This is a genomic window from Nocardiopsis oceani (assembly GCF_054777395.1).
Map to the genome: position 1 here is coordinate 79,695 of NZ_BAAHAR010000027.1, position 23,267 is coordinate 102,961.

The following is a 23,267-nucleotide window of genomic DNA, read 5'->3' on the forward strand; positions in this document are numbered from 1 at the left end:
GAGTTACGGGCGAGTTAAATTGGGCGCTTCCCACATGGCCGTGGGGTGAAACCTCTACTTCTTCGGCCGGATGCCACCAACGCAGACGGCCGTAGGGCGCCCTTGATCGTGAAAAGCTTCACAAACCCCCGATCGCCTCACTGTGAGGAGTGGACGCATGGACTGGCGCCATGACGCAGCCTGCCGTGACGAAGACCCTGAACTCTTCTTCCCTATCGGCAACTTCGGCCCCGCACTGATCCAGATCGAGGAGGCCAAGGCAGTCTGCCAGCGCTGCCCGGTCAGTTCCGCCTGTCTGAAGTGGGCGCTGGAGAGCGGCCAGGACGGCGGGGTCTGGGGCGGCACCTCCGAGGACGAGCGACGCCGCATCAAGCGCAGCGGCTCCCTCCGTCCCATGGTCCGCAGCTGACCGGTCGCCGAACCGAGGACAGTTCCGCCATCGAGAGTCCCGGTACGCACCGGAGCGCGTTCGCCCTCCGGGCGGCTTGAGACGACGCCGACCGACCCCCCGCTGGCGCGGCGGGGGCCGGCCCGCGTCCAGGCAGACAGCCCCTCATGGGAACGCGCCTCCACGGGAGCAGGAACCCCGCTACGGGAGTTCGCCCTCCTCATACTCCAGCGGCAGGCTGATCACGACCTCGGTCCCACCGCTCTCCTTCGGCTTGATCGCCAGAGATCCGCCGAGCTCGCCCACGATCAGGGTCCGCACGATCTGCAGTCCCAAACTCGTGGTGCCCTCCAAATCGAAGTCCTCCGGAAGGCCGCCGCCGTCATCGGACACGGCCAGTTCCAGGCTGCTCGGCCCCGGGAGGCCGGGCCTCGCGTCGAAGCGGCTCACCCGCACCTCGATCCGGCCGGGCCCCTGCCCGAGCCCGTGCTCCACCGCGTTCTGCACCAGCTCGGCCAGCACCATCGACAGCGGCGTGGCCACCAGCGCGTTCAACAGGCCGAAGTGACCCTCGCGCCGCGGCACCACGGTGCTGCCGGTCGACGACACCTCAGCGGCCATCTGCATGACGCGGTCAGCGATGTCGTCGAAGTCCACGACCTCGTCCGGCGTGTGCGAGAGCATCTCGTGCACGATCGCGATCGAACCCACACGGCCCACCGCCTCGTCCAGCGCCGCCCGCGCCTCGGGCACGTCCAGCCGCCGTGACTGCAGGCGCAGCAGCGCCGCCACGGTCTGGAGGTTGTTCTTCACCCGGTGGTGGATCTCCCGGATGGTGGCGTCCTTGGTCATGAGCTCGCGCTCACGCCGCCGGAGTTCGGTGACGTCGCGGACCATGACCAGGGCACCGATCCGCACGCCGTCGATGACCAGAGGTATGGACCTCAGTTGGACGGTGATCCCCCGCGCCTCGACCTCTGCCTCCTGCGGAGCGCGCCCGCTCGCGGTGTAGGTGAGGTTCTCGTCCCGCGCCTCCCCCGGTGCGGCCAGCTCCAACGTCGTGCGGTCCAGGCGCGCGCCGACCAGGTCGGCGGTCAGACCCAGACGCCGGTAAGCGGAGAGGGCATTCGGACTGGCGTAGACCACTTCGCCGTTCTGGTCCAGTCGTAGTAGACCATCTCCCACTCGAGGCGAGCGCACCATGAGCGGCCCTTGGTCGCTGAACGGAAAGGCGCCCTCGGCGATCATCTGCGCGAGATCGCCCGCGCTCTGGAGGTAGGTGAGCTCCAGGCGGCTAGGCGTGCGTGCCGAGCTCAGGTTGGTGCTGCGTTGGATGACGGCGACCAGGTTTCCCGCGCGGCGGACCGGAATGGTCTCCTCGCGCACGGGGACGCCGCCCGACCAGTCGGGGTCACCGTCCCGGCAGATCCGCCCCTCGATCCACGCGCGGTCTATGAGGGCGCGTCGGCCGACCACCCTGGGCCCCGAACGGGACGTGACATCGGTCATGTCGTCCCTGAGCACCGTCTCGACCAGGTCGTCCTGGAACGCGGTCGGCCCCGTCGTGGGACGCATCTGCGCGACGGCGACCCAGCCGTCGTCGTCGCGCAGACGCACCCACAGCACGAGATCCGCGAAGGAGAGGTCGGCCAGGAGCTGCCAGTCGGAAACCAAGGAGAGGATCCACTCCAGGTCCGCCTGTTTGAGTGACGTGTGGCGCCGAATGAGGTCGGTGAGGTGAGGCACTCACAAATCATCCCATGAAGACGTGCATACTCAAGAGAGACGCACTCGACCAGTGGTCCACACCAATCGGCGGCCTCGGAGCGGCCGACCACTTCCGGGCGGGGCGTGTGACAAGCGCGGGACGCGGCGAAGGAGACTGATGACTGGTCAGCGCACACTGGACGGCAACCCACGAGTGCCGAAGTACTACCAGGTCAAGAAGCAGCTTCTGGAGCTGATCGACGCGATGCCGGCCGGGAACCCGGTCCCGCCCGAGCGCGCCCTAGCTACCCAGTTCGGTACCTCGCGGACCACGGTGCGCCAGGCACTCACGGAGATGGTGGTCGAGGGCCGCCTGTTGCGGATCCAGGGCAAGGGGACGTTCGTCGCCAAGCCTAAGGTCGCGCAGATACTCCAGCTCACCAGCTACACGCAGGAGATGCGGGCGCACGGCCTGCACCCGGCCACGCGCATCCTCGACGTCAGCTACATCAACGCCGACGACCAGCTGGCCGAGCTGCTGGCGATCCGTTCCGGCGGGCGAGTGCTGCGGATCGAGAGGCTCCGCCTGGCCAACGGCGAGCCCATGGCCGTGGAAACGGCCCACCTGGCTGCTCGGCGCTTCCCTGGACTCCGGAGGCAGCTCGACCGCTACGCCTCGCTCTACGAGGCTCTGGCGAGCGCCTACGACGTCTCCCTGGCGGAGGCGGAGGCCTCGATCGAGACCGTCCTGGCCACCCCGAACGAGGCGCGGCTGCTGGGCGTGGACGTGGGCCTTCCTTTGGTCCTGCACTGCCAGCACAGCTTCGACGGCGACGGCCACCCGGTGGAGTGGGTCCGATCGCTCTACCGAGGCGACAGGTACAAGTTCGTCACACGCCTGCGCCCGCCGAGGGACTGACCCCGCCATCCCAGGCCCCGGAGGCCCAAGCCCCCCTTATGGGCTCAGGCGCGGCTGAGGACGTTCGCCAGGGCGTCCACAACGCAGGGGTCGTACTCGCTGTCGGTGTCCATGCGCAGGCGTTCCACCACGGCGACCCTGCGCTCGGCGTCGCCGTTCTCACCGACCAGGTCGTCGAAGGCGTTGGCCACCTTGATGATGCGGCTGCCCAGTGGGGGCACGCCCTCCTCACCGTCCCCGGCGAGCGGCTCGCACTGGCGGCGCACGAGCTCGGCGACGCTGTCCAGCACCCCGGTCTCCCGGATGATCGCGGACCCCAGCTCCGCGATGCGGCGCTGTTCCCGGGGCGCGGCCAAGACCGTGGCCCCTCCGGCGATCGGCTCCCGGAGGGACAGCTGGCCGATGTCGTGCATCAGCGCCGCGTACTCCAGCTCCAACAGCTCGGCCTCGGCCAAACCCAGTTCGCAGGCGATTCCGTGCGACAGTCTGCTCACCCGGCGCGAGTGCCCGTTCTCGACGTAGCCGCCCACCTCGGTGACGCGCGACAGCGCCCGGACCGTCTCCAGGTAGGTGTGTCGCACCTCCGCGTGCCGGCGGAAGGCCACCTGGGACACCATCAGCGGAGCGGTGAAGACCAGCAGGCCGACCAGGCCGGTGACCGTGCAGGCGAGCACGATGAGGATCCCGCTGGATGCGATCGCGGCCCCGGTGGGAACCTGTGCCCGGCCCTCGTCGCGCATCGCCACCCGTACACGGGTGCGCAGGCGCTCGGCCCGGAGTACGGCGGAGACCGCCACGTCCAGGGCCCAGGCGGCCACGACCAGTGAGGTCATGAGCAGGACCGCGGCCACTGAGGGCCCGCTCAGGGACAGCACTTCCATCAACGGCCGGAAGGCCGCGGCGAGCAGCAGTGCGGTGAGCACTCTGCGGGCCACGTCCTCCAACCTCGGGCTGCGCCCGACCGCCACGTGCGGCAGTTCGCCCAGCGCCACGCCCAAGGCGACCACCGCGACCACCTGCCCGGCGGAGTGCTGTGCGGGTTCGCCGCCCAGGCCGAGCAACAGCGCGTAGGCGATCGCCCCGGCCGAAGCGATCGGGGCGGATTCACGGTGTCCGGGCAGCGTGATCCTGACCAGCTCGCCCGCCGCGATCACCAGGCAGAAGGCCAGGGCGGCGTAGGGGTCGACGAACCCCGAGGCTGCGGTCCACACCAGCGCCACCAGGGACGCCGCTCCCACGCCCCCCACCAGTGCGGCACGGAAGGGCCTCGTGGTGCTCCAGGCCGGCCCGCGTGAACGCTGGTGGCCGAGCGCCCCGCCCTCCGGCCCTCCGGGTTCGGGGCCGGTAGAACCGGTTTCGTCCGCGTGTTTCTGGGCCATCATCGGTCCCGCCCACCCGTCACCGCTCCGGCCGAAGTGGACTCCGCCACCGGCGTGCCCTCCTCCGAGGTGGTGGCACCCGGGGTCCCGACGCCGGAGGCGGGGGCACCGGACATCGGTGCATCCGCGCCGTCGGAACCGGTCCGGTCGGCGGTACCGTAGCGCCCGCCGGGCGGTTCCGCGATGTCCGGTGTCTCCCAGCCCTCGCGGTGGACGGCCCGGACGAGGGCCTCCACCATCCTCGGGTCGAACTGGTTCCCGGCACACCGGCGGAGTTCGGTGATGGCGGCCTCCACGGACCAGGCCTTGCGGTAGGAGCGCGTGGAGGTCAGGCAGTCGAAGACGTCGGCCACGCTGATGACGCGCGCGGACTCGGGGATCTCCATCCCGACCAGGCCCATCGGGTATCCGCGCCCGTCCAGGCGTTCATGGTGGTGCCGGATGCCCGCGAGCGCCTCGTCGAGGAAGCTGATCTCCCGAACGATCTCGTAGCCGCGCGTGGGGTGGAGCTTGATCGCGGCGTACTCGTCGTCGGTCAGCTTGCCGTTCTTCTGCAACACCTTGGTGGGCACCCCGAGCTTGCCGATGTCGTGCAGCATCCCCGCGTAGCGGATCTTCTGCACCCGCTCGGCGGGCATGCCCAGCTCAGCGGCGATCATCGCGGATCCTTCAGCCACACGCATGCAGTGGCCGCGGGTGTAGTAGTCCTTGGTCTCCACGGCCTGGCACAGCGTGGCCAGGGTGGCCTCGTGCGCACGGGCTTCGGCGATCTGCTGGCTGAAGATCCACCGTGCGACGAACAGCGGCAACAGGACCAGGAGCGGCGCGAGGACCCCCACCGCGCCCCAGATCGCCGCGATCGCGAGACCGAGCATCTGGTAGCCGATGGAGGTGACCTCCAGGGTGACCAGCGGCCGCCAGCGGAGCGGCCCGGATCCGGCGGCTCGTGCCACGCCCAGGCACCACATGAGTACACCGATGAGCGCCGAGTTGAGGAGCGTGTGCGTCAGGACCGCGGCAACGTACGGAAGCACGATGCCGGGGAAGTCCGACTGGCCGGGCACCCCCACGGTGCCGCCGAGCATGAGGTAGACGTGTCCGGCGCCGTAGGCCGCCAGTGCGAACTGAGCTCCGTTGAAGGCCCGTTTGACCGGACCCTGCCTGCGCAACGCCAAGCAGGAGGCGAAACCGACCACCGCCGCACCGGCGGGCCCGACCAGGACGACGGCGGCCAGAGCCACGGCCGAACTCGGTGAGATCCCGGCTTCCTTGACGTCGACGACGACGTGTGTGCTGATCGACTCCGCGACGACGAAGAGAACCGCGATGATCGCCAGGGTCCCCAGATCGATGCCCGAATAGGGCCCGATGAGCACGATGGTGACCGCACTGACAACGATGATTCCGACGTAGACACGCGCGCCCCCTGGAAGAGCCCGCACCCCCGTTCACCCCCCACCGACGACGACCGGACTGTCATGGTTTCACCGGTTCTGTTCTACCACCAGGACCATCCGTGAAAAGTGGAAGCCACCAAAATCGCGGCCATCATGGCTCCGTACATACTGACGAGCATCGCAGTCCCCTTCTCCCCGGCGCGGCGCCCCCGTCCTCCGAGCACGCCGCGCAAATTGCCCCATTCGCTGGATAAGGCATCCAGTTTAACGGGCAACAACACCCTCCCGATTACCACCAACCCGAACCGAAGGCCCTTCGGGGGCCAACAGGGACAGAAAGTTCCGAAGTACGGAATTACTAATTCAATTAGCAATTCTAATCCACTACATAGAGTAATCACAGGGCGTTCGGTGTGAGATGCAGACCACGCCTTGCTCCGGCGCTCCCGATGAGCCGACCCTCCGGAACCAGCAGGAGCGACTACTCATGGTAAGCAAGTGAAACATGCCGGGAGCGGTCCAAGGAAATTCATTCCGACTCGGTCACGGCCGAAAACCATCTCACCGGACCGGGCGTGTCGAGAGCCCCTCGGAACCACGCGCCGGGCACCCCAGTGACCAAAACCCCCATGGGCAAAAGAACAGTCCGAACACACTCCACAAAAGCACGCAAATCGCGCACATCACACCAGAATCGAACAAGGCATCATCAAGCACAAAAAAGTGGCGAAGGCTGGAATTCCAGCCTTCGCCACCGCATCGCGGCCGACCGTCCGTCAGGCAGGCGCCCCCGGTGAGTCGGCCCGGGCCTCGCGGGCCAGCTGCTCGTTGCGCGCCTCGGCCAGACGCCCGAGGACCTTGTCGCGCAGGTCCAGGGGGACCGGATCGCATCCGCAGTGCTTGGCGACGAGCTTCTTCACCGCCTCGTCGAGGCCGTACTCGTCCAGACACGGGCTGCACCCGTCAAGGTGTTCCCTGACCTCGGCGTAGTTGCTCTCGTCGAGCTCACCGTCGATATAGGTGTAGATCTTGTCGAGCACCTCGCTGCACGGGGTGTCCGTCTCCGACTTGTCGTCGCCGCCGCTCATTGCCGATCTCCTCGATCCGACCCACTCACCTGTGCCCGCCCGTCGGCGGACGGTCCCGAAGCGACAGCTCCGGCGGTCTCCGCCGCGCGCGCCGCCGAGAGGAAGCCGCGGTCCACCGCGTACTCCTCAAGGTGGGAACGCAACTGCCGCCGCCCTCTGTGCAGGCGGGACATGACCGTTCCGATGGGGGTGCCCATGATCTCGGCAACCTCCTTGTACGCGAAGCCCTCGACATCGGCGAGGTACACCGCGATCCGGAAGTCCTCGGGCAGCTCCTGCAGTGCGCGCTTGACGTCACTGTCGGGGAGGTGTTCGAGCGCCTCGGCCTCAGCCGACTTCAGGCCCGCCGCGGTGTGCGACGCGGCCTGTGCCAGCTGCCAGTCCTCGACGTCCTCGGTACCGGCCTGCTTCGGCTCCCGCTGCTTCTTCCGGTAGGAGTTGATGAAGGTGTTCGTGAGAATGCGGTACAACCACGCCTTGAGATTCGTCCCCGCCTTGAACTGGTGGAAGGAGCCGAACGCCTTGGCGAAGGTCTCCTGGACGAGGTCCTCGGCGTCAGCGGGGTTGCGAGTCATGCGCAGCGCCGCCGAGTAGAGCTGGTCGAGGAAGGGAAGCACGTCCCTCTCGAACCGCTCGCCCCGTTCCTCGGCTGTCTCCTGGCTCTGGTCCAAGCCCTTCGGCCTCCTCGCGCTGGTCCCGGGTGGGGCGTCCATACCCCAACGATACGGTCCCACAACCTGGACCTCCGCATCGACGCCGTGCGTCATCGATCCGGATTCCTCGCGCTCAAGGCACGCACCGGCAGTCGGCATGCTCTGAACCCAACCCCTTCCCTGTCTCGCGTTTCGCGATCACCTTCCCGAGCACCTGCTCCTCGGACGGTGCCGTTGACAACAACGGCCTCCCCCGAGTGATTCCACTCTCGGCCGAGACCAAGGTCCTCTCCTTCCGGAACTTTGTCGTTTAGCTCAGCCGGTGAAGGTGAGGCATGGCAGAGTGCGGGTAGGACTCTTTGAAGGATGGGAGAGGAGTGCACGTGCGACCGTCCTCGACTCCGGCCTCCGACCGCCCCCGATCACCAGCGGCACAGTTCGCCACCACAGACCGGCTCTCGGACTACTGGCGGTTCTATTGGGCGGTCGCCGAAACCCAGATCACCCGGTGGCTGCCGCCCACCCCCTCCCGGCTGCTCGACCTGTCCAGCCCGGACTTCCAAGGCACGCCCCGGGCCGTCGCCGCCGGGCACGACGTCGTCACCCTGCTCCCCTCCGCGGACCTGGCGATGCGGCGGCCCCTCACCCTGGTGAACGGCCGCGCCGTGGTGCCGCCCCCGTCCTCCCCCCGGGGTCGGCTGCGGCACGTGGTCGGCGACTCCGCCTTCCTCCGTACCTTCACGCCGGAGTCCTTCGACGGGGTCATCGCCGACAACCGGGTGTTCTCCAGGCAGCTGGCCACCGAGTCGACGATGGCGGAGGTCGCACGCGTCCTGCGCCCTGGCGGCCGGGCCCTGCTCACTGTGGATTCGGTGGTCCTCGGCATGGCGCTGCTCGCCGAACAGGACTACTGGCCGGAGCTGAGCCACGCGCCCAGCGCGGACGTGCTCCTGGTGCCTTGGCCGGACGGCTCGATCACCCGCTGCTTCACCGCCGAGCAGCTCACCGAGATGGTCACCGAAGCCGGGCTGGAACTGGAGTGGATCAAACCGCGCACGGTTCTGTCGGCCTCGACCGTGGAGATGATGCTGGCCCGCGACCCCAGGTCGATGGCCCGGCTGGTGGAGATGGAGCTGCACGCCGCCGACTCAGACGACTACGTCGGGGTCCACCTGGTGGCCAGCGCCCTCAAGTCCGGCTAGGGGGCACTGGGCTAACGCGCTTCAAGAGAGCGTGAGCAGCAACCGGACCGCGGCGAACAGGGCGAATAGCAGCAGTAGGGTCCCGGCGACCAAGCCGACCGCGTAGGAGTAGGCCAGGCCGTGCCTGTTGCCCCACCAGACGGAGGCGAAGGCCCACACGGTCAGGACCGTGCCCAGCACATGCAGAGTCGGATCAGCCAGGAACACCGCGAGCGGGAAGAAGTGCACTCCCACCACCAGCAGGATCCAGGGGGTGAGGTACTGGCCGCGGCCCACTCGCAGCAGCACCACCGCGCCGATCAGGGCGACCCCGAACTCGATCGCGACGATGACCAGGTAGAGACGGAGTACCGAGGGGTCGGACATCACCGAGTCCCCACCCCAGTTGAGGGTGGCGAGCACCCCGCCGGTCACGGCCACCGCCAGGCCGAGCACGTTTCCGGCCGCAAGCCAGCCCCGCCGTCGGGGCGGGGGCTGTTCGTGGGCGAACCCGAACCAGACGAAGGCGAACAGGCCGAAGATGGCCATGGTCATCGCCGCGTCCCGGACGAATATGTCCATCCGCGTACCTCTCGGAGCGCCTTGCGGGGAACGTCAGCCTGACACAGGTCAGGCGGGCCCACCATTCCCTCTCGGACAGCGGGCCCGCTGTTCCGGCCCGGCCGGTCGATCAACCAGTCGGTCGGTGGGCTCACAAATCGGTTAGTCAGCCATCGGCAGGTAGACGCGGTTGCCGCCCTCGGCGAACTCCGCGGACTTGTCGGCCATACCCTTCTCGATGGCGTCGACGGTGTCGAGGCCGTTCTCCGCGGCGTACTTGCGCACGTCCTGGGAGATCTTCATCGAGCAGAACTTGGGCCCGCACATGGAGCAGAAGTGCGCGGTCTTGGCCGGTTCCGCGGGAAGTGTCTCGTCATGGAAGGACTGGGCGGTCTCGGGGTCCAGGGACAGGTTGAACTGGTCCCGCCACCGGAACTCGAATCGCGCCTTGGAGAGTTCGTCGTCCCACTCCTGCGCCCGGGGGTGGCCCTTGGCGATGTCGGCGGCGTGGGCGGCGAGCTTGTAGGTGATGACGCCGGTCTTGACGTCGTCGCGGTTGGGCAGCCCCAAGTGCTCCTTGGGAGTGACGTAGCAGAGCATCGCGGTTCCGTACCACCCGATCTGGGCGGCCCCGATCGCCGACGTGATGTGGTCGTAGCCGGGCGCGACGTCCGTGGCCAGGGGGCCGAGCGTGTAGAACGGCGCTTCGCCGCACAGCTCCTCCTCCAAGCGCACGTTCTCCTTGATCTTGTCCATCGGGACGTGGCCGGGGCCCTCGATCATCACCTGGACGTCGTGGGCGCGGGCGATGTGGGTGAGCTCGCCGAGGGTGCGCAGTTCGGCGAACTGGGCCTCGTCGTTGGCGTCGGCGATGGAGCCGGGCCGCAAGCCGTCACCGAGGGAGAAGGTGATGTCGTACTGGCGGAAGATCTCGCAGAGTTCCTCGTAGTGGGTGTAGAGGAAGCTCTCCTTGTGGTGGGCCAGGCACCAGGCGGCCATGATGGAACCGCCGCGCGAGACGATGCCCGTGACGCGGCGGGCTGCCAGCGGCACGTAGCGGAGCAGGACGCCCGCGTGGACCGTCATGTAGTCCACGCCCTGCTCGGCCTGCTCGATGATGGTTTCTCGGTAGATCTCCCAGGTGAGCTTGGTGGGGTCGCCGTCGACCTTCTCCAGGGCCTGGTAGATCGGGACGGTACCGATGGGCACCGGTGAGTTGCGGATGATCCGCTCACGGGTCTCGTGGATGCGCTTGCCGGTGGACAGGTCCATCACGGTGTCGCCGCCCCACCGGGTGGCCCACACCATCTTCTCGACCTCTTCGGGCACCGAGGAGGTGACCGCGGAGTTGCCGATGTTGGCGTTGATCTTCACCAGGAAGTTCTTGCCGATGATGGTCGGCTCGGACTCGGGGTGGTTGCGGTTGACCGGGATGACCGCGCGGCCGATCGCCACCTCCTCGCGGACGAACTCGGGGTCCATGCCCTCTCGGGCGGCCACGAAGCGCATCTCGGGGGTGGTGGTCCCGGCCTTGGCGTAGGCCAGCTGGCTGACCGAGCCGTTCACGGGGTCCAGGGTCCAGTCCAGACGGGTCTTGGGTAGTCCCCGGTGGACGTCGATGGTGGCGGAGTCGTCGGTGTACGGACCTGAGGTGTCGTACAGGTCGAAGTGGCTGCCGTTGCTGAGTTCCACCCGGCGCCCGGGGACGCGGAGCGTGAGATCTTCGGGGGTGTCGATCTCCCGGTAGACCTTGCGGGATCCCATGATGGGACCAGTGGTCACCGTGTGCTCTTCAGTGGTGGATACTTCACGACCGTCAAGAGCCGTCATGGCATGCCTCCCTACGTCGGAATTACCCGAACAGGTTCTGCGGTCGGCGACACCGTCGAGTCACCCTCTCAGCCCGCCAAGGCGCGAGCTCCCGCGTTTCGTATTCACATGTGCGCACGTCCGTGCGGTTTGGGCGGGCGATGCGCCCGGCCCGAAGCCGTGGGGTTAGCACTCCCCTGTGGCCTCGCACACCATACACAGGCCGCCCCCCGGCCTGTCCACCCGCACAGGAGTCAGAAAAGTGTCTCCGTTTCGTCAGATCCCCCAGCGGCGACGGGCTCCAGCAGGTCAGGACGGTTGTTCTTGATGCTGTTGACGTCGGTGGAGACCTCGTCGACCGCGAACCGGTCCACCGGAGTCCGCGCCATCAGGTGGGCCAGGTCGTCGGGGCCCGAGGCGGGGTCGAGCCAGGAGGACCAGCCGTCGGCGGGCACCACGACCGGCATGCGCTCGTGGATGTGCGCGAGACCGGGCGCGGCCTCGGTGGTGATCACGGCGCAGGACCACAGCCAGGCGGCGGGATCGTCCTCGTCCGGTACCTCGGGGTCCCGCCAGCGCTCGAAGATCCCGGCCAGAGCGAGCGGCTCTCCGTCGGAGTAGTGGATGGAGTACGGCTTCTTGTCCGCCTTGGACTTGCGCTTCTTGTGCTGGGGGTCGGTGGCGGGCGACGTACTGGCCGCGGCGGTGCCGTCCTTGTTGACCAGCTGCCACTCGTAGTAGGCGTCGGCCGGCAGCAGGCAGCGGCGGCGCCGGTAGGCAGCCCGGAAGGCGGGCTTGTCCGCGACGGTCTCGCTCCGCGCGTTGATCATCCGGTAGCCGATGTTGCGGTCCTTGGCCCAGGAGGGCACGAGCCCCCAGCGCAGCGTGTGCAGGGATCGCGGCCCCTGCTCCCCCGCGACGTCCGCTTTCGGGGGCGGGCCGAGCACGGCGTAGACGGTGCGGCCGGGCGAGATGTTGTAGTCCGGCCCCACCTCGTCCAAGGGCGGCCAGGCACGCGGTTCGCCCTGCTCCCCCAGGGTCTCCTCGGGGAGGTCGAAGGCGAACTGCAGCTGGTCCACGTTCCTGGACTGGGCATAACGACCGCACATGCGCCGAATTCTACGCCGCGGGCCCGGATCGCGCTCGTCAGCTGCCCTCCTGCGCGGCGTCGGCGGCCCCAGCTCTCCCGGGCGTGACATCGACAGCCTCAGCCCCCTCGGGTGCGGAGTTCTCCGCCGGGGCGCTTTCCGGCGCTGCGCCCTCTCCCACGGAGGGCCGGGCCCGCCAGGCCTTCAGGAATCCGGCGAGGACCATGACCGCGCCGAGCGGTCCCAGGCTCCAGGGAGCCCAGACGTCCAGGCCCTGGAGCAGCAGGGAGCGGGCCCTGGCCTGCTGGGTGAGGCCGGAGACATGCCCGTCGTCCAGGGTGAGCTCGGCGTCGATCAGGGCCACCTCGCCGGAACCGTTCTGCGGCCGCAGGCTCTCGATCCGGTGCTCCTCCATGTTCACCACGGTGCCGGTGCGCGGCTCGACCCAGAAGGTGCGCTCAGCCTCCATCCAGCGCGTCGCGCTGACCGTTCCCTCAGCTCCCGATTGGAATAGGGCGGTGGGGACGTCCCGGGCGGACTCGGGCACCTGAGTGGACTCGACGTGCTGGGTGTACTCGCGCACCGCCAGCCCGGCGACCTCGTCCTCGCCCGTGAACTCGACCGAGGGGGCGGCGCGCACTTCGGCGTCGTAGAAGGAGTGGTCGTCCTCGGACACCCCGGGCGGCCAGTTGAGCACCAGCCCCGCCTGGCGGACCGCGCGGTCGCCGTCGACGTGCTCGCCGCAGCAGTTGACCGCGCGCGCGGTCTCCCGGTTGACGATGACGCGACGGCTCCAGTGGTCGATGACCTCCTCGGCGACGGAGGTGTTCACCGTCATCTCCCAAGCCGACCAGTCCGAGCCGTGCGCGGTGGCGTCCACCCGGGTGGTGCGCGACAGTTCCGCGCTCTCCACCGGGGTCCAGGTGGAGGTGTCCAGATAGCTGGCCTCGTCGTCGACCATGGTCAGGTCGAAGGAGGCCTCCGCTGGCAGCAGAGCGACCCGGTCGTGTACGTAGAGGGGCAGCAACAGCGCCAGGGTGATCAGGAACGCGCCAGCCGCAACCAGGAAGGTCCCCTTGGGGAGGCGGCGCACCCGGTCCGGGCGCCAGGGCTCCACCTCCTTGTCGGGAGCCCGTCCGACCTGTGAGACCACACTCACCTGCGGACCTCCTCGACGTCGTGCTCGGCCCCGCCCGGCTCTTCGTCCGGGTCTCGGAGCGGGTTGCCGTCCGGGTCCCGGTCCGGTTCCCCGTCCAGATCCTGGTCCGGCTCTCCGTCCGTGTCAGGGTCGGCTCCGGGCCTCCGCTTGGCGGCTGCCGGGCCCTCGTCGCCCCCGTCGGCGACGCTCGTGGTCGCGCCAGCTGAGGACTGCTCCGCGGAGGGCGGTTCGTCCTCCTCCCCGCGCTGGCCGAGGGCGAGCACGAGTCGGGCCATCGCGGGCAGGCACAGGATCTGCGGAACCCATGTACGCAGAGCCGTTCCGAAGGTCTCCGTGACGTCGTGGAAGGGCATGTGCAGGGCAAGGTACGTCCCCGCCGCCGACGTGAGTCCGGCCAGGGCCAGCGAGACCGTGACCACCCAGGGACCGGCCAGGTGCGGCAGCATCCGTCCGCCCATGGAGGGCTTGCCCGGTTTGGCGTGGCGCAGCCTGCTGGGTGCCCGGCGCGCGAGCCACCAGATGGCCAGGAGGATCGCGCCGACCACGGCCGCACCGGCCCAGCCGGCGATCCACACCCCGTAGGCCAGGCCGAGCGGCAGCACTGCCCGGCGCGACAGCCAACCGGACCCCGCCTCGGGCAGGTCGCGCGCCCCGCGCGGTGGTTCGGCGGCCGTCCGCTTCGCACCGGGCAGCCAGCGGCGGGGCCACAGGGCCAGGACCACGAGCAGGGCCGCCAGCACCCCTCCCACGGCCAGCACGCGGTGGTAGACGGTGTCCGGGGTGTAGTTCAGGGTGACGGTGCCTGCGGTGCCCTCCGGCAGCTCCCAGGCCTGCTTCCAGCCTTCCAAGCGCACCGGCTCCAGCGGACCGTCGCCGCCCTCGACCGTGGCCTCCCAGCCGTCGTTGAAGTTCTCGTTGACCACGAGCAGGCTGTCCTCGTCGGCTTCCACGTCGAAGCTGCGCTCACTCGCCCCCCACGAGTGGAGGGTGTCGACCTCGGCCATCTCGACGGCCGGACGGTCGGCGATCCCCTCGTCGGTGGACTCCACCAGCGCCGAGCGCACCTGGTACCGGTTGCCCGGGTCGACGACGACGTGGTTCTCTCCCTCGGTCAATTCCAGGTCGGTACAGGTCTCGTAACCCACGGTTCCACCGGTGAGCTGGTCCTCGAGGGTGCCGTCGTTGATGCGGGTCTCCACGCGCTGGTCGTTGACCCTCAGTGTGGGGCCGAGCCCGCAGGTCGTGGAGGCGTCACCTTCGGGGAGCGGGTCCACCGCGGGCACACCGGGCAGATCGATGCTGCCGATCTCCAGGGCCTGGCCCTCGGGACGCTCGAAGGTGACCCGCAGGGACGAGGCGGTCAGCTCGGCGAAGTCGACCCTTCCGCTGCCGTCGAGCCAGCCCTCGCGGACGGTGTCATCGCCCTCGACCGTCACCTTGATCGGCCGCATGACGCTGTCCGCCCTGGGGAAGTCGACCTCCATGTGGTCCACGGTGGTCTGGCTGCCCAGCTCGATGTCGAGCCAGGGGTTCTTCTCCTCCGGGTCCGGATACCAGACCGTGCTCTCCTCGCCGTCGAGCGCGCCGCGCCCCATGGCGGCAGGGTGCTGGACAGCCGTGGAGGAACCGGTGACGTGCGGGAAGCCGCTCGCCCGGTTGGCGGCGTTCTCCGCCTCACGGGGATCGGTGAGGACCACTTCCCCGGAGATCCGATGGGGCGATGCCGCCGCCTCGGAGGAGAGTTCGAAGGTGCGGTCGAGCTTGCTGGCGTCCTCGCCGCTCACCTCGAGTTCAGGATTGCACACCCACACGTGCGAGCCCTCCATGCAGCCGGGCGCGGTGCCCGTCGAGCCGGTGAAGAGCAGACTGCCGGTGTCGGTAGGCCCGGGCACGTTGAGGGTGCGGGAGGCCTCCAGCCCGGGGATCGAGACCGCGGAGATGCCCACTCGGGTACCGAAGCGGTACTCCGGTTCCCAGGCCAGTTCGTCGACCCGGATCCGCAGCGAGCTGGTCTCCCCCGGCGGGGCACTGAGCTCCTGTGGTTCGTCGGTCTCGGCGACGGCCGCCTCGGAACGGCCGTTGTCGGTGATGAGGGTGACGTTCGAGGGCGGCGGCTCTCCCGGCAGCTGTTCGAAGGCCACGCTCAGCCCGCTGAGATCGCGGGGTTCGGTGAACTCGACCTCGATCCATTGGCCGAGGGCGCCCTCGAAGGCGCTGGACCGCCAGGCGGTGTTGACGTCGTCGTCGAAGGCCGCGTACGGGGCGTGGCCCGGGTCCCGGTCACTGGCCCGGGCTTCGACCCCGGCCTCGGAGGTGGAGGCGGTGACCTCAGCGATGCCCTTGTCCTCGGCGTGGGAGACGTACTCCTCCCAGGCGGGGTCCATGATGTCGGGCGCTGGGACGTCGCGTTCCAGCTCTTGGTCCTCGGTCATCGTGGCCGAGACATTGCGGCGCACGTCGGAGTAGACGACCTCGCGTCGGCGGACCGTGTCGGTGACGACCGTGTCCTCGGCGGCGATGGCCTCCGCACCGGGGTCGTCGCCGAGGAGGATCGGCCGGTCGTCGTTGACCAGGCCCTGTTCGGCCATGTGCAGGACGGATTCGGGGCCGCCGGTGACCCGGAGGGCGTCCTCTGAGGGGACCGTGCCCACCTGGGGCGCGGCGTCCGCGACCTCGTAGATGCTGAGGGACGGATAGGGCTGGTCGAACCACTGGGAGGCGGACTGGTGGTCCAAGGAGCCGATCGCCGGCCCGAACTCGGCCACCTCGTTGACGCCCGGCGAGCCCTGGAGCGACTGGTGGACGCGGGCGGGCCAGCCGCCGTTGTTCTCCACGCGCTGGAGGTCGTTCCGGACGATCAGGTGGGTGACGCCCAAGCGCGCGAGGGTGTCCGCGAGTCCTTCGGATCCGCGGCCCGAGGAGACCCGCTGGTCGATCTCGTGGTTGATCCGGGAGACACCGGCGGAGCCCCACGGGATGATCTGGTGGTTGGTCCAGGCCCCGGAGAGCAGGGGTTGCATGGGTTCGTCCAGTGGGCGGCCCCACTCGTACTCGCCTCTGGCCGAGCCCGGCAGCGCCATGGTCATGCCGCGCTCATCGTTGCGGTCCTCCAGCCAGTCCACGGCCTCGTGCCAGTAGTCCGGGATCTCCTCGAATCCGCCCTGAGGTGCGATGCCGACGGTGGCGATGGGCGCGAGTGTCACCAGGAACACGGAGGCGCTGGCACCGGCTACCGCCTTCCTGACCCTGACCACCGCCCCTGGTCCGCGCCGGTCGGCCCAGTCTCGGGCAACCACGACGGGCAGGTGCGCCAGGCCGAGGACGATGGGCAGGCGGATGAGGGCGTCGAACTTGTGGATGTTGCGGAAGGGCGAGAGGGCGCCGTCGAACAGCTCGCGCATGAAGGGCGCGAAGGGTCCTGTGAGTGCCCCGGTGAAGCCCGCGACGACGATCGCGGTGCCGACCAGGAGGGTGGTGATGAGGAAGAGGCGTTCGGGGGTGCGCCGGTTGATCAGTCCCGCGAGACCGAGCCCGGCGACCAGCGCGGTAACCGCGACGAGCCAAGGGGTGAGGGAGAGTTCGGCTCCGGAGGGCAGGGCGGTGTTGCCCATGTCCGGCAGGAAGCCCATCCAGTTGGAGGTACCGCGCAGGGAGTTGAGCAGGGACGTGATCCCCGTGGTGACGGCGGCGTCCTCGGTGTAGGGCATGAACGAGTACACGTACCGCGACATGACGAGCAGCGGGGCGATGTACCAGAACGCGGCGAGCACGAGCGCGCCCGACCACCAGAGGATGAGCCGCCACTTGCGCGGCCCGTTCGCGCGGGTGAGCAGGTAGAGGCCCGGGACGACCAGGACGGCCAGCTCGGAGGCGGCGTTGGTGCCGCCGCACATGAGGAAGGCGAGGCCCGAGAGCAGGGCCATGCGCGCCGGCGAATAGCCGTGCTTGGCACCGAGGATGAGGGGCAGCAGGATCCACGGCATGAGCAGCATGGGCTGCAGCTCAGCGGAGTTGTACGAGAGCAGGGTGAGCACGCGCGGGGCGAGCGCGTAGGCGACACCGGCGAGGATGCGGGTGTTGACCGTTCCCAGGCCCAGGGCCTCGGCCACCTTGTAGGTCCCGACGAAGGCGGCGATGAGCAGGACCGCCATCCACAGGCGCTGGATGAGCCACTCGGGCATGCCGAGGACCTCGAACAGCAGGTGGAACGGGCCGTTCGGGAAGAAGTACCCGTAGGCCTGGTTCTGGATCTGCCCGAAGTAGGAGGCGTCCCACAGGTGGAGGGCACGCTCCATGAACCCCAGTGGGTTGATCGTCAGATCGATTTTGGTGTCGCTGACGATCCTGCCGGGGTCGATGCTCGCCGCCAGTGCTCCCAGGAGCAGACACACCGCGAGGACCTTGAGCCGCGCCAACAGCTTCTCGTCCACTCCGCCGGTGGCGGTCGGTGCTCTGGAATCCTCCGGTTCACGCCTGGCGGTGGATTCCGCCGAAGTCACATCTTCGCTTTCTTGCCTGCTGCCGGGTCAGGGGTGTCTTTGGGGGTGCCGGTGCCGAGTTCGGCGGCGACGAGCCGGGTCATCCGCGCGCCGCTGGCCTCCCAGGTGAACTGGGACGCCCAGGCGCGGCAGGCGCGCCGGACCTCCTCGGCCCTCCGGGGGTCGGACAGTTCCTTGAGCGCGCGGGAGACGACGTCCTCGAGGGCCTCGCCTTCGCGGACGAGCCACCCGGTTTCTCCGTCGCGGACCGAATCGCGAAGTCCGTCCACATCGTAGGCCACGGTGGGCACGCCGAACCGGGCGGCCTCGATGACCGTGAGCCCCCACCCCTCGAACTCTGAGGCGGTGACGTGCAGACGGCAGGAGGACAGGACCGCGTTCTTGTCCTCCTCGGCGAGGAATCCGTGGAGGTCGACGAGGTCGTCGGTCCCGTCCCGGCCGACCTGTTCGGCGAGGTGTTCGCCCTCGGGGCCGCGTCCGATGATGTGCACGCGCAGGCCGGGGTGCTCGTCGCCGAGGGTACGGGCGAGGTCGACGACCCTGGAGACGCGCTTCTGCACGACGAGGCGGCCGAGGCTGACCACTGCGGGAGCGGTGTCCGGCGGGGGCCCGGCGGCCAGGGCCGAGGGGACGGAGACTCCACCGTTGTGGATGATCTCGATGGGCGCGCGCCAGCCGAGCTTGTCCCGCATGGCGGCGCGCGAGGACTCGGAGACCGTGACGGTGGTGCAGTTCCGGTAGACGCGGGAGGCGACGGTGGACTCCACGAAGCGGCCGAACCGGGCCAGTGGCGCGGAGAAGTAGGCGTTGAACTGGAGGTCGTGGACGTGGTGGACCACGCTGACGACCTTGGTGGCACGGCGCAGAACGAGGCGGGAGAAGAAGGGGATGCCGTTCATGCAGTCGAAGGCGAGGTGGTACTCGCGTCTCCAGAGGACGAGCCAGGCCATCACGCGCGGATAGACGGTGAACTTGCCCCCCATACGGCGGATGACGATTCCGTCCTTGGTCTCGACACGGGCCTGGTGGGGCTCCCGGCCGGTCAGGAAGGTGACGATGGCGCCGCGTTCGGCAAGGTGGCGGCTGATGCGCCAGGCGTACTCCTCGGCCCCGCCGGCGGTGGACTGCCAGGGGTCGCGCCAGTTGATCATGACGATCCGGGTCCCGTCGAGGCGGGGTCCGGGGTCGGCCGGGTCGCGCACCGTCACGGGTTCGGAGGTCTCCGGGTCGTCGGCCTCCGCCTGAGCGGGGGCAGGAATCGCGGCCGGGGCGGGGGTGATCGTGGGGAGGCCGGGCTCCGCCCGGTGAGGGACCTTCTGGAAGACCACACGCTCTCCTTCCGCGCGGTGCCCGGCACGGGACCCGAGTTCGACTACTTTCAGCACGTGGATGAGCACGATGCGCAAGCGCCCCAGTGAAGCGCTCAGCGCACGCCGAACTGGCCCTTCGGCCGGACGTCTTTAGGGGTGGGCGGCCGCCGTAGGGATGCGGCCGCGAGGGGTGTCGGGGGGTGAGGCGCCCCGCTGGCGGCGGGGCGCCCACCCTCTGCCGAACACGGCGACCTTGAGCGTTGTGCTCTAGCGGTCGCCGTAGTTGTAGAGGGTTTCGTTCACCGGTTCCGCGGTTGCGGTCGACTCGGTGGCGAGGTTGGTGGCCACCACGGTGGCACCCCCCGCCAGAGCCGCGCCGATCACGCAGGCGGCGATTACTTTGATCACTTGGGGATCTCCTTCCGCGTGCCCCTGTCCGGTCTGGGTTGGGGACGCTGGAACCCGAGACTAGAACCTGATCTAGCTATAGACCAGATGATTGCCCCAACTGTAACTAACCCCCCGGTAACTTCCAACCCCAAAATGTCGTCTTTGTCCCCATTGATGTGCTGGTCCTGCACTTCCAACAGGGTCAAATCGGAGTCTTCAACCACCGGTGACAAACCCTCGGCGGCAGACCAGAACCGGTTATCAACCACGGCCGACACCGCCACGTACCGCACTCCCAGCCCCCCCAAGAGCTCCGCGAGGTCGTCGGGGCGGTCGGCCGCCGCCGCGGGCAGGCCCGTCACGGGGTCCGGTTCGAGCAGCGCGGCCGCCTCACGGGCTCGGGCGTCCTCACCGGTCACCACGACAGCACCGCCGTCCGGCGTACCGACGCTCAGGTCGTCGTTCCAGAGCGTGCGGCGGTCGAACAGTTTGGTCGCCGGGTCGAGCACCACCTCCAGCTCACCGGACCACTCCAGGCCGCGATAGGCGCTCCACGGCAGCACCAGCACCGCGCCAGAGCGATCGTCCGCGGCCACCGCCTCCTGTGCCGCCAGCCAGGCCTCGGGGTACTCCACCGGGGCCAGCCGGCCACCCGCGCCCCACAACAGACCCGGCAGCACCACCACGGGCGCGCACACCGAGAACACCACGGCCACCGCACGCCACAGAGGCACCCCCGAGGGCTTCCCCCGGCCCGACAGGCCATGGTTCGGCTCGCTCCGGCCCGGGGATACGGGATCCGTCCCGGCACGGCCCGGCAGCGCCCGCAACAACCACAGCACCACCGCGCCCAGACCGAGAGCCTGAACCAGGGAGAGCGGCGCGAGGTACAGCTGGCCGTCGCGCAGTGGACCGAAGCCCGGCCACAGTTCGATCAGGGCGGCCAACAGGTCCTGTCCCGGAGCGAACACCCCTAGGACCGCGATACCGAAGCCCACCGCCGCCGACACCGACAGCCCCGCGCCTACGGCCGGGCGGGAGCGCAGCAGCCACCACGCCCAACCGAGGAGCGCCACCGCGCACAGCAGCAACCGCGCCAGCGCCGTCACCGGTTCGCCGTAGCCGGGCGGCACCGCGTCCGCGTTCCACACTCCGCCCAGCGCCACCAGGGACCCGAGGACACCGAAGGGAGTGTCCGCGCGGGCCGCGAAGGCCTCCACCCCAGCAGGGTCCGTAGCCGCGCCGCTGGAGAGCGAAGGGACCAACCACGGCAGGGACACCAGGACCAGGCCTAGCGCGAGCAGCCCTGCGCAGCGCCACCGGTGCGGCCCGGCCAGGGCCTGCGGACCCGTGGTGAGAGCGGTCAGCAGCACGGAGGAAAACCCCCCGATCGCCGCGGGAACCAGCGAGCACACCAGCCCGGCCAAGCCCGCCAGGGGTCGCGCGGAAGCCATCCGGACCACCGCCAGCAGGGCCCACGGCAGCCCGGCGTAACCCAGCAGAACCGCCCACTGTCCCAGGAGCAGGCGCTCGGCCACGAACGGGTTCCAGACGTAGGCGACCCCGGCGGCCGCACCCGCCGCCACCACGGCCGCGGGCACCGGTCCCGTGGCGCACACCAGCCGCGTCATCAGCCGGAAGGCACCCGCCGCACCCAAGGTGAACACCGCCAGCAGGGCGAGGGTCTGCACCACATGACCCGGCAGGGGGAGGGACAGCGCCGCCACAACGGCGTCACTTGGAATGGCCCGCGGAAACCCGTCGGCACCGGCCAGCACGGCTGCCAGCGACAGGTCGGGGACGAAGAGCATGTCGTAGCGGAGTACGTAACCGGGGCCGAGGGCGGGGCCCAACGCGAGAACTGCCGCGACCAGTCCCACCGCCCAAGGCAACCAGCGAGCGAGGGGGCCCATCAGCGGCCCGCGAGGTAGACGCTGCCGGAATACCCGCCCTCGACGTAGTCGCGGTACGAGCGGATCACGACCTCGTGCGGACCGGAGACCGTGACGTCCCAGCTCGTGCTCTCACCGGCGGAGCCGAGCGTGTGCCAGCCGTCCCCCTCACCCGGACCGTCACCGTCCACGGGCACACAGTCCGGCCCACTCGGGGGGTCGGGACTGGCGGGGTCGTCGGGACCGTCCGGCGGATCGAGTGAGGGCGGAGGCTCCGAAGGCGTCGGCCGCGGTGTCTCGTCGCCGTCTGCCGGAGCGTCGTCGTGGTCGGCCGCGGAGGCCCCGTCCTGGGGTTCCCGAGGCCTGCGGAGGTCATCCGTCTCCCGGCACTCCAGCCGCCGGGCCCACACTTCGTAGTGCCCGGCCTCCTCCACGTCCTCCCACTGCACGGCAGCCCCGTCGTCGACAACCCGTACCCAAGAGGGGCCCGACGGCGGATCGTCGTCCCACGCCACTTGGAGGGGCTCGGACTCGGTACCCTCGTCGCCGCCCCGGAAGGGGACCACGACGAACTCGTAGTGGGCCCCGCTGAGGAGCGACCCCACTGTCAGGGAGCGTTCATCGCCGTCGCTCTCGACGTCGGCGGGCACCACCATGGCGTCGTCCGGCTCCGGCTCCACCCTCCGCTGCACCACTTGGTAGTCGGTGGCTCCCGGCACGTCGTCCCACGTGATCAGCAGACCGTCACCGGTCTCCTCATAGTCGGGTTCGGGGGCGTCGAGCTGCTCCGCGGCAAGATCGGGCAGCGGCCTCGGATACTCCTCCCCCACCCCCAGCGGTGCGGCCAGTGCGTCGGCGAAGGCCGCGGCGATCCTGTGCTCGCCCTGGACATTGGGGTTGGTGGCGTCCCGGTTGTCGCGGGCGGGGTCGTAGTCCTCCGCGACCTGGGCGACGACCATGGGCGAAGTCTCCGAAGCGAGCTGTCCGGCGAGGTCGACCAGGCCCATGTTGAACTGGCCGATCTCGTCGTTGGCCCGGTCATCGTCCTCCGTGCCTTCCACAGCGGGCAGCTCACCCACCACGAAGCGGGCGTCGTCGATGACCACGCGGACCGTGGAGACGATCTCGGCGATGCCGTCCAAAGCGTGATCGGCTCCGCCGCCGGCCAGAATGTCCTCGGTACCGGCGAGCAGCAACACGTAGTGGGGTTCGTACTCGGCGGCCACTTGGGCGATGTCATCGGACAGGTCTTGGGCGGTGGCACCCCAGCGGGCGGCGTGGTCCGTGTCGAAATCGGGTTCGGCGTAGCTGTGGTCGCCGGACTCCTCGTCCTCGAGGGAGTACAGGTCGTCATGGGGCCCGACGAGGTCGAAGTCCACTTCCTGGTCCGAGAGGTGCGACCACAGGTGGTAGCGCCAGGTGTGGTCGCCGCTGGTGCCCTGGGTGATGGAACTGCCTACCAGCATGATCCGCAGCTCCCCGTCAGGAGGGCCGGGGACGGAGACGGGGCCGTCGGCGCCTTCGCCCTCTTCACCGCTCAGCCCACCGGAGCCGGTCTGGAGGAGCAGCAGGGTGACGGCCATGGCGGAGAGCATGACGCCGAGCAGTCCCAGCGGCCCGGGTTCGAAGCGGGAGCGGGGCCGCCGCGCGGCGAGATCGCGCCAGGTGAGGCCGCGCCAGTGGTCGGCGGTCCACCATCGGGGCTGCCGCGCGGACCGGTCTTCCCGCGCCGGGGCCTCCGGCTCGACGGCGGCCCCGCTCTCGGGGGTGTCGCCGCCGGGGACGTCCTTGTCCTCGGAAGTGGCGTCCTCTCCAGAGTCCTGCACGGTGCCCCATCTCTCGCCGCC

17 protein-coding genes are annotated in these 23,267 nt (G+C 69.5%); 3 read left to right on the forward strand and 14 right to left on the reverse strand.

What is annotated here, in order from left to right; genetic code table 11:
* Positions 1-157 precede the first annotated feature (157 nt).
* Complete coding sequence (locus tag ACYVDG_RS17445; protein ID WP_460753440.1) at positions 158-409, forward strand: WhiB family transcriptional regulator; 252 nt, start codon at positions 158-160, stop codon at positions 407-409.
* Between the two features lie 180 nt (positions 410-589).
* Here the strand turns inward: ACYVDG_RS17445 and ACYVDG_RS17450 are convergent, their stop codons facing one another.
* Positions 590-2,134 carry a sensor histidine kinase gene (locus ACYVDG_RS17450; protein ID WP_460753443.1) on the reverse strand — a complete coding sequence of 515 codons (1,545 nt, stop codon included), beginning with the start codon at positions 2,132-2,134 and terminating at the stop codon, positions 590-592.
* Between the two features lie 139 nt (positions 2,135-2,273).
* On the opposite strand from ACYVDG_RS17450, the gene ACYVDG_RS17455 reads away from it, so the two are divergent.
* Positions 2,274-3,014: a GntR family transcriptional regulator gene (locus ACYVDG_RS17455; protein ID WP_460753446.1), complete on the forward strand. Its 741-nt coding sequence runs from the start codon at positions 2,274-2,276 to the stop codon at positions 3,012-3,014.
* 44 nt (positions 3,015-3,058) lie between these two features.
* Here the strand turns inward: ACYVDG_RS17455 and ACYVDG_RS17460 are convergent, their stop codons facing one another.
* The 4 genes from ACYVDG_RS17460 to ACYVDG_RS17475 form a co-directional block, all read right to left on the reverse strand.
* Entirely contained in the window at positions 3,059-4,393 is a 1,335-nt protein-coding gene (locus tag ACYVDG_RS17460) for an HD-GYP domain-containing protein (RefSeq protein ID WP_460753449.1), read from the reverse strand.
* Entirely contained in the window at positions 4,393-5,769 is a 1,377-nt protein-coding gene (locus ACYVDG_RS17465; protein ID WP_460753534.1) for an HD-GYP domain-containing protein, read from the reverse strand. Before ACYVDG_RS17465 ends, ACYVDG_RS17460 begins: the two co-directional genes overlap by 1 nt.
* A gap of 797 nt (positions 5,770-6,566) precedes the next feature.
* Entirely contained in the window at positions 6,567-6,878 is a 312-nt protein-coding gene (rsrA, locus tag ACYVDG_RS17470; protein ID WP_460753454.1) for a mycothiol system anti-sigma-R factor, read from the reverse strand.
* Entirely contained in the window at positions 6,875-7,549 is a 675-nt protein-coding gene (locus tag ACYVDG_RS17475) for a sigma-70 family RNA polymerase sigma factor (protein ID WP_460753539.1), read from the reverse strand. Before ACYVDG_RS17475 ends, rsrA begins: the two co-directional genes overlap by 4 nt.
* Before the next feature lie 359 nt (positions 7,550-7,908).
* Between ACYVDG_RS17475 and ACYVDG_RS17480 the strand changes: the two genes are divergently transcribed.
* Positions 7,909-8,733 carry a class I SAM-dependent methyltransferase gene (locus tag ACYVDG_RS17480; protein ID WP_460753458.1) on the forward strand — a complete coding sequence of 275 codons (825 nt, stop codon included), beginning with the start codon at positions 7,909-7,911 and terminating at the stop codon, positions 8,731-8,733.
* Positions 8,734-8,754: 21 nt separating this feature from the next.
* On the opposite strand, the gene ACYVDG_RS17485 is transcribed toward ACYVDG_RS17480, so the two are convergent.
* The 9 genes from ACYVDG_RS17485 to ACYVDG_RS17525 all read right to left on the reverse strand — a co-directional run bounded on the left by ACYVDG_RS17485 (position 8,755) and on the right by ACYVDG_RS17525 (position 23,246).
* Positions 8,755-9,294 (reverse strand): hypothetical protein, encoded by a 540-nt coding sequence (locus ACYVDG_RS17485; protein WP_460753461.1) that lies wholly within the window; start codon positions 9,292-9,294, stop codon positions 8,755-8,757.
* A gap of 141 nt (positions 9,295-9,435) precedes the next feature.
* Complete coding sequence (thiC, locus tag ACYVDG_RS17490) at positions 9,436-11,103, reverse strand: phosphomethylpyrimidine synthase ThiC (RefSeq protein WP_460753464.1); 1,668 nt, start codon at positions 11,101-11,103, stop codon at positions 9,436-9,438.
* A 233-nt stretch (positions 11,104-11,336) separates the two neighbouring features.
* A complete protein-coding gene (locus ACYVDG_RS17495) occupies positions 11,337-12,191 on the reverse strand; it encodes an SOS response-associated peptidase (protein WP_460753466.1) in 855 nt (284 codons plus the stop codon).
* A 37-nt stretch (positions 12,192-12,228) separates the two neighbouring features.
* The gene (locus ACYVDG_RS17500) at positions 12,229-13,329 is read right to left on the reverse strand and encodes a PorA family protein (RefSeq protein WP_460753469.1); all 1,101 of its coding nucleotides are present in this window, start codon (positions 13,327-13,329) and stop codon (positions 12,229-12,231) included.
* Positions 13,326-17,828 carry an alpha-(1->3)-arabinofuranosyltransferase gene (locus tag ACYVDG_RS17505; protein ID WP_460753472.1) on the reverse strand — a complete coding sequence of 1,501 codons (4,503 nt, stop codon included), beginning with the start codon at positions 17,826-17,828 and terminating at the stop codon, positions 13,326-13,328. The genes ACYVDG_RS17500 and ACYVDG_RS17505 overlap by 4 nt, the downstream gene beginning before the upstream one ends.
* Positions 17,825-19,156: a glycosyltransferase family 4 protein gene (locus ACYVDG_RS17510; RefSeq protein WP_460753543.1), complete on the reverse strand. Its 1,332-nt coding sequence runs from the start codon at positions 19,154-19,156 to the stop codon at positions 17,825-17,827. The genes ACYVDG_RS17505 and ACYVDG_RS17510 overlap by 4 nt, the downstream gene beginning before the upstream one ends.
* A 249-nt stretch (positions 19,157-19,405) precedes the next feature.
* Complete coding sequence (locus ACYVDG_RS17515) at positions 19,406-19,546, reverse strand: hypothetical protein (RefSeq protein ID WP_017542507.1); 141 nt, start codon at positions 19,544-19,546, stop codon at positions 19,406-19,408.
* Positions 19,543-21,441: a hypothetical protein gene (locus tag ACYVDG_RS17520; RefSeq protein ID WP_460753475.1), complete on the reverse strand. Its 1,899-nt coding sequence runs from the start codon at positions 21,439-21,441 to the stop codon at positions 19,543-19,545. Before ACYVDG_RS17520 ends, ACYVDG_RS17515 begins: the two co-directional genes overlap by 4 nt.
* Positions 21,441-23,246, reverse strand: coding sequence for a GDSL family lipase (locus ACYVDG_RS17525; RefSeq protein ID WP_460753478.1), 1,806 nt, complete (start codon positions 23,244-23,246; stop codon positions 21,441-21,443). Before ACYVDG_RS17525 ends, ACYVDG_RS17520 begins: the two co-directional genes overlap by 1 nt.
* Between the last annotated feature and the right edge of the window lie 21 nt (positions 23,247-23,267).

Excerpts from the sequence above, each read along its gene's own strand:
- ACYVDG_RS17445 (WP_460753440.1), top strand. The coding sequence starts at position 158 with ATGGACTGGCGCCATGACGCAGCCTGCCGTGACGAAGACCCTGAACTC.
- ACYVDG_RS17455 (WP_460753446.1), top strand. The coding sequence starts at position 2,274 with ATGACTGGTCAGCGCACACTGGACGGCAACCCACGAGTGCCGAAGTAC.
- ACYVDG_RS17460 (WP_460753449.1), bottom strand. The coding sequence starts at position 4,393 with ATGGCCCAGAAACACGCGGACGAAACCGGTTCTACCGGCCCCGAACCC.
- rsrA (WP_460753454.1), bottom strand. The coding sequence starts at position 6,878 with ATGAGCGGCGGCGACGACAAGTCGGAGACGGACACCCCGTGCAGCGAG.
- ACYVDG_RS17485 (WP_460753461.1), bottom strand. The coding sequence starts at position 9,294 with ATGGACATATTCGTCCGGGACGCGGCGATGACCATGGCCATCTTCGGC.
- thiC (WP_460753464.1), bottom strand. The coding sequence starts at position 11,103 with ATGACGGCTCTTGACGGTCGTGAAGTATCCACCACTGAAGAGCACACG.
- ACYVDG_RS17495 (WP_460753466.1), bottom strand. The coding sequence starts at position 12,191 with ATGTGCGGTCGTTATGCCCAGTCCAGGAACGTGGACCAGCTGCAGTTC.
- ACYVDG_RS17520 (WP_460753475.1), bottom strand. The coding sequence starts at position 21,441 with ATGGGCCCCCTCGCTCGCTGGTTGCCTTGGGCGGTGGGACTGGTCGCG.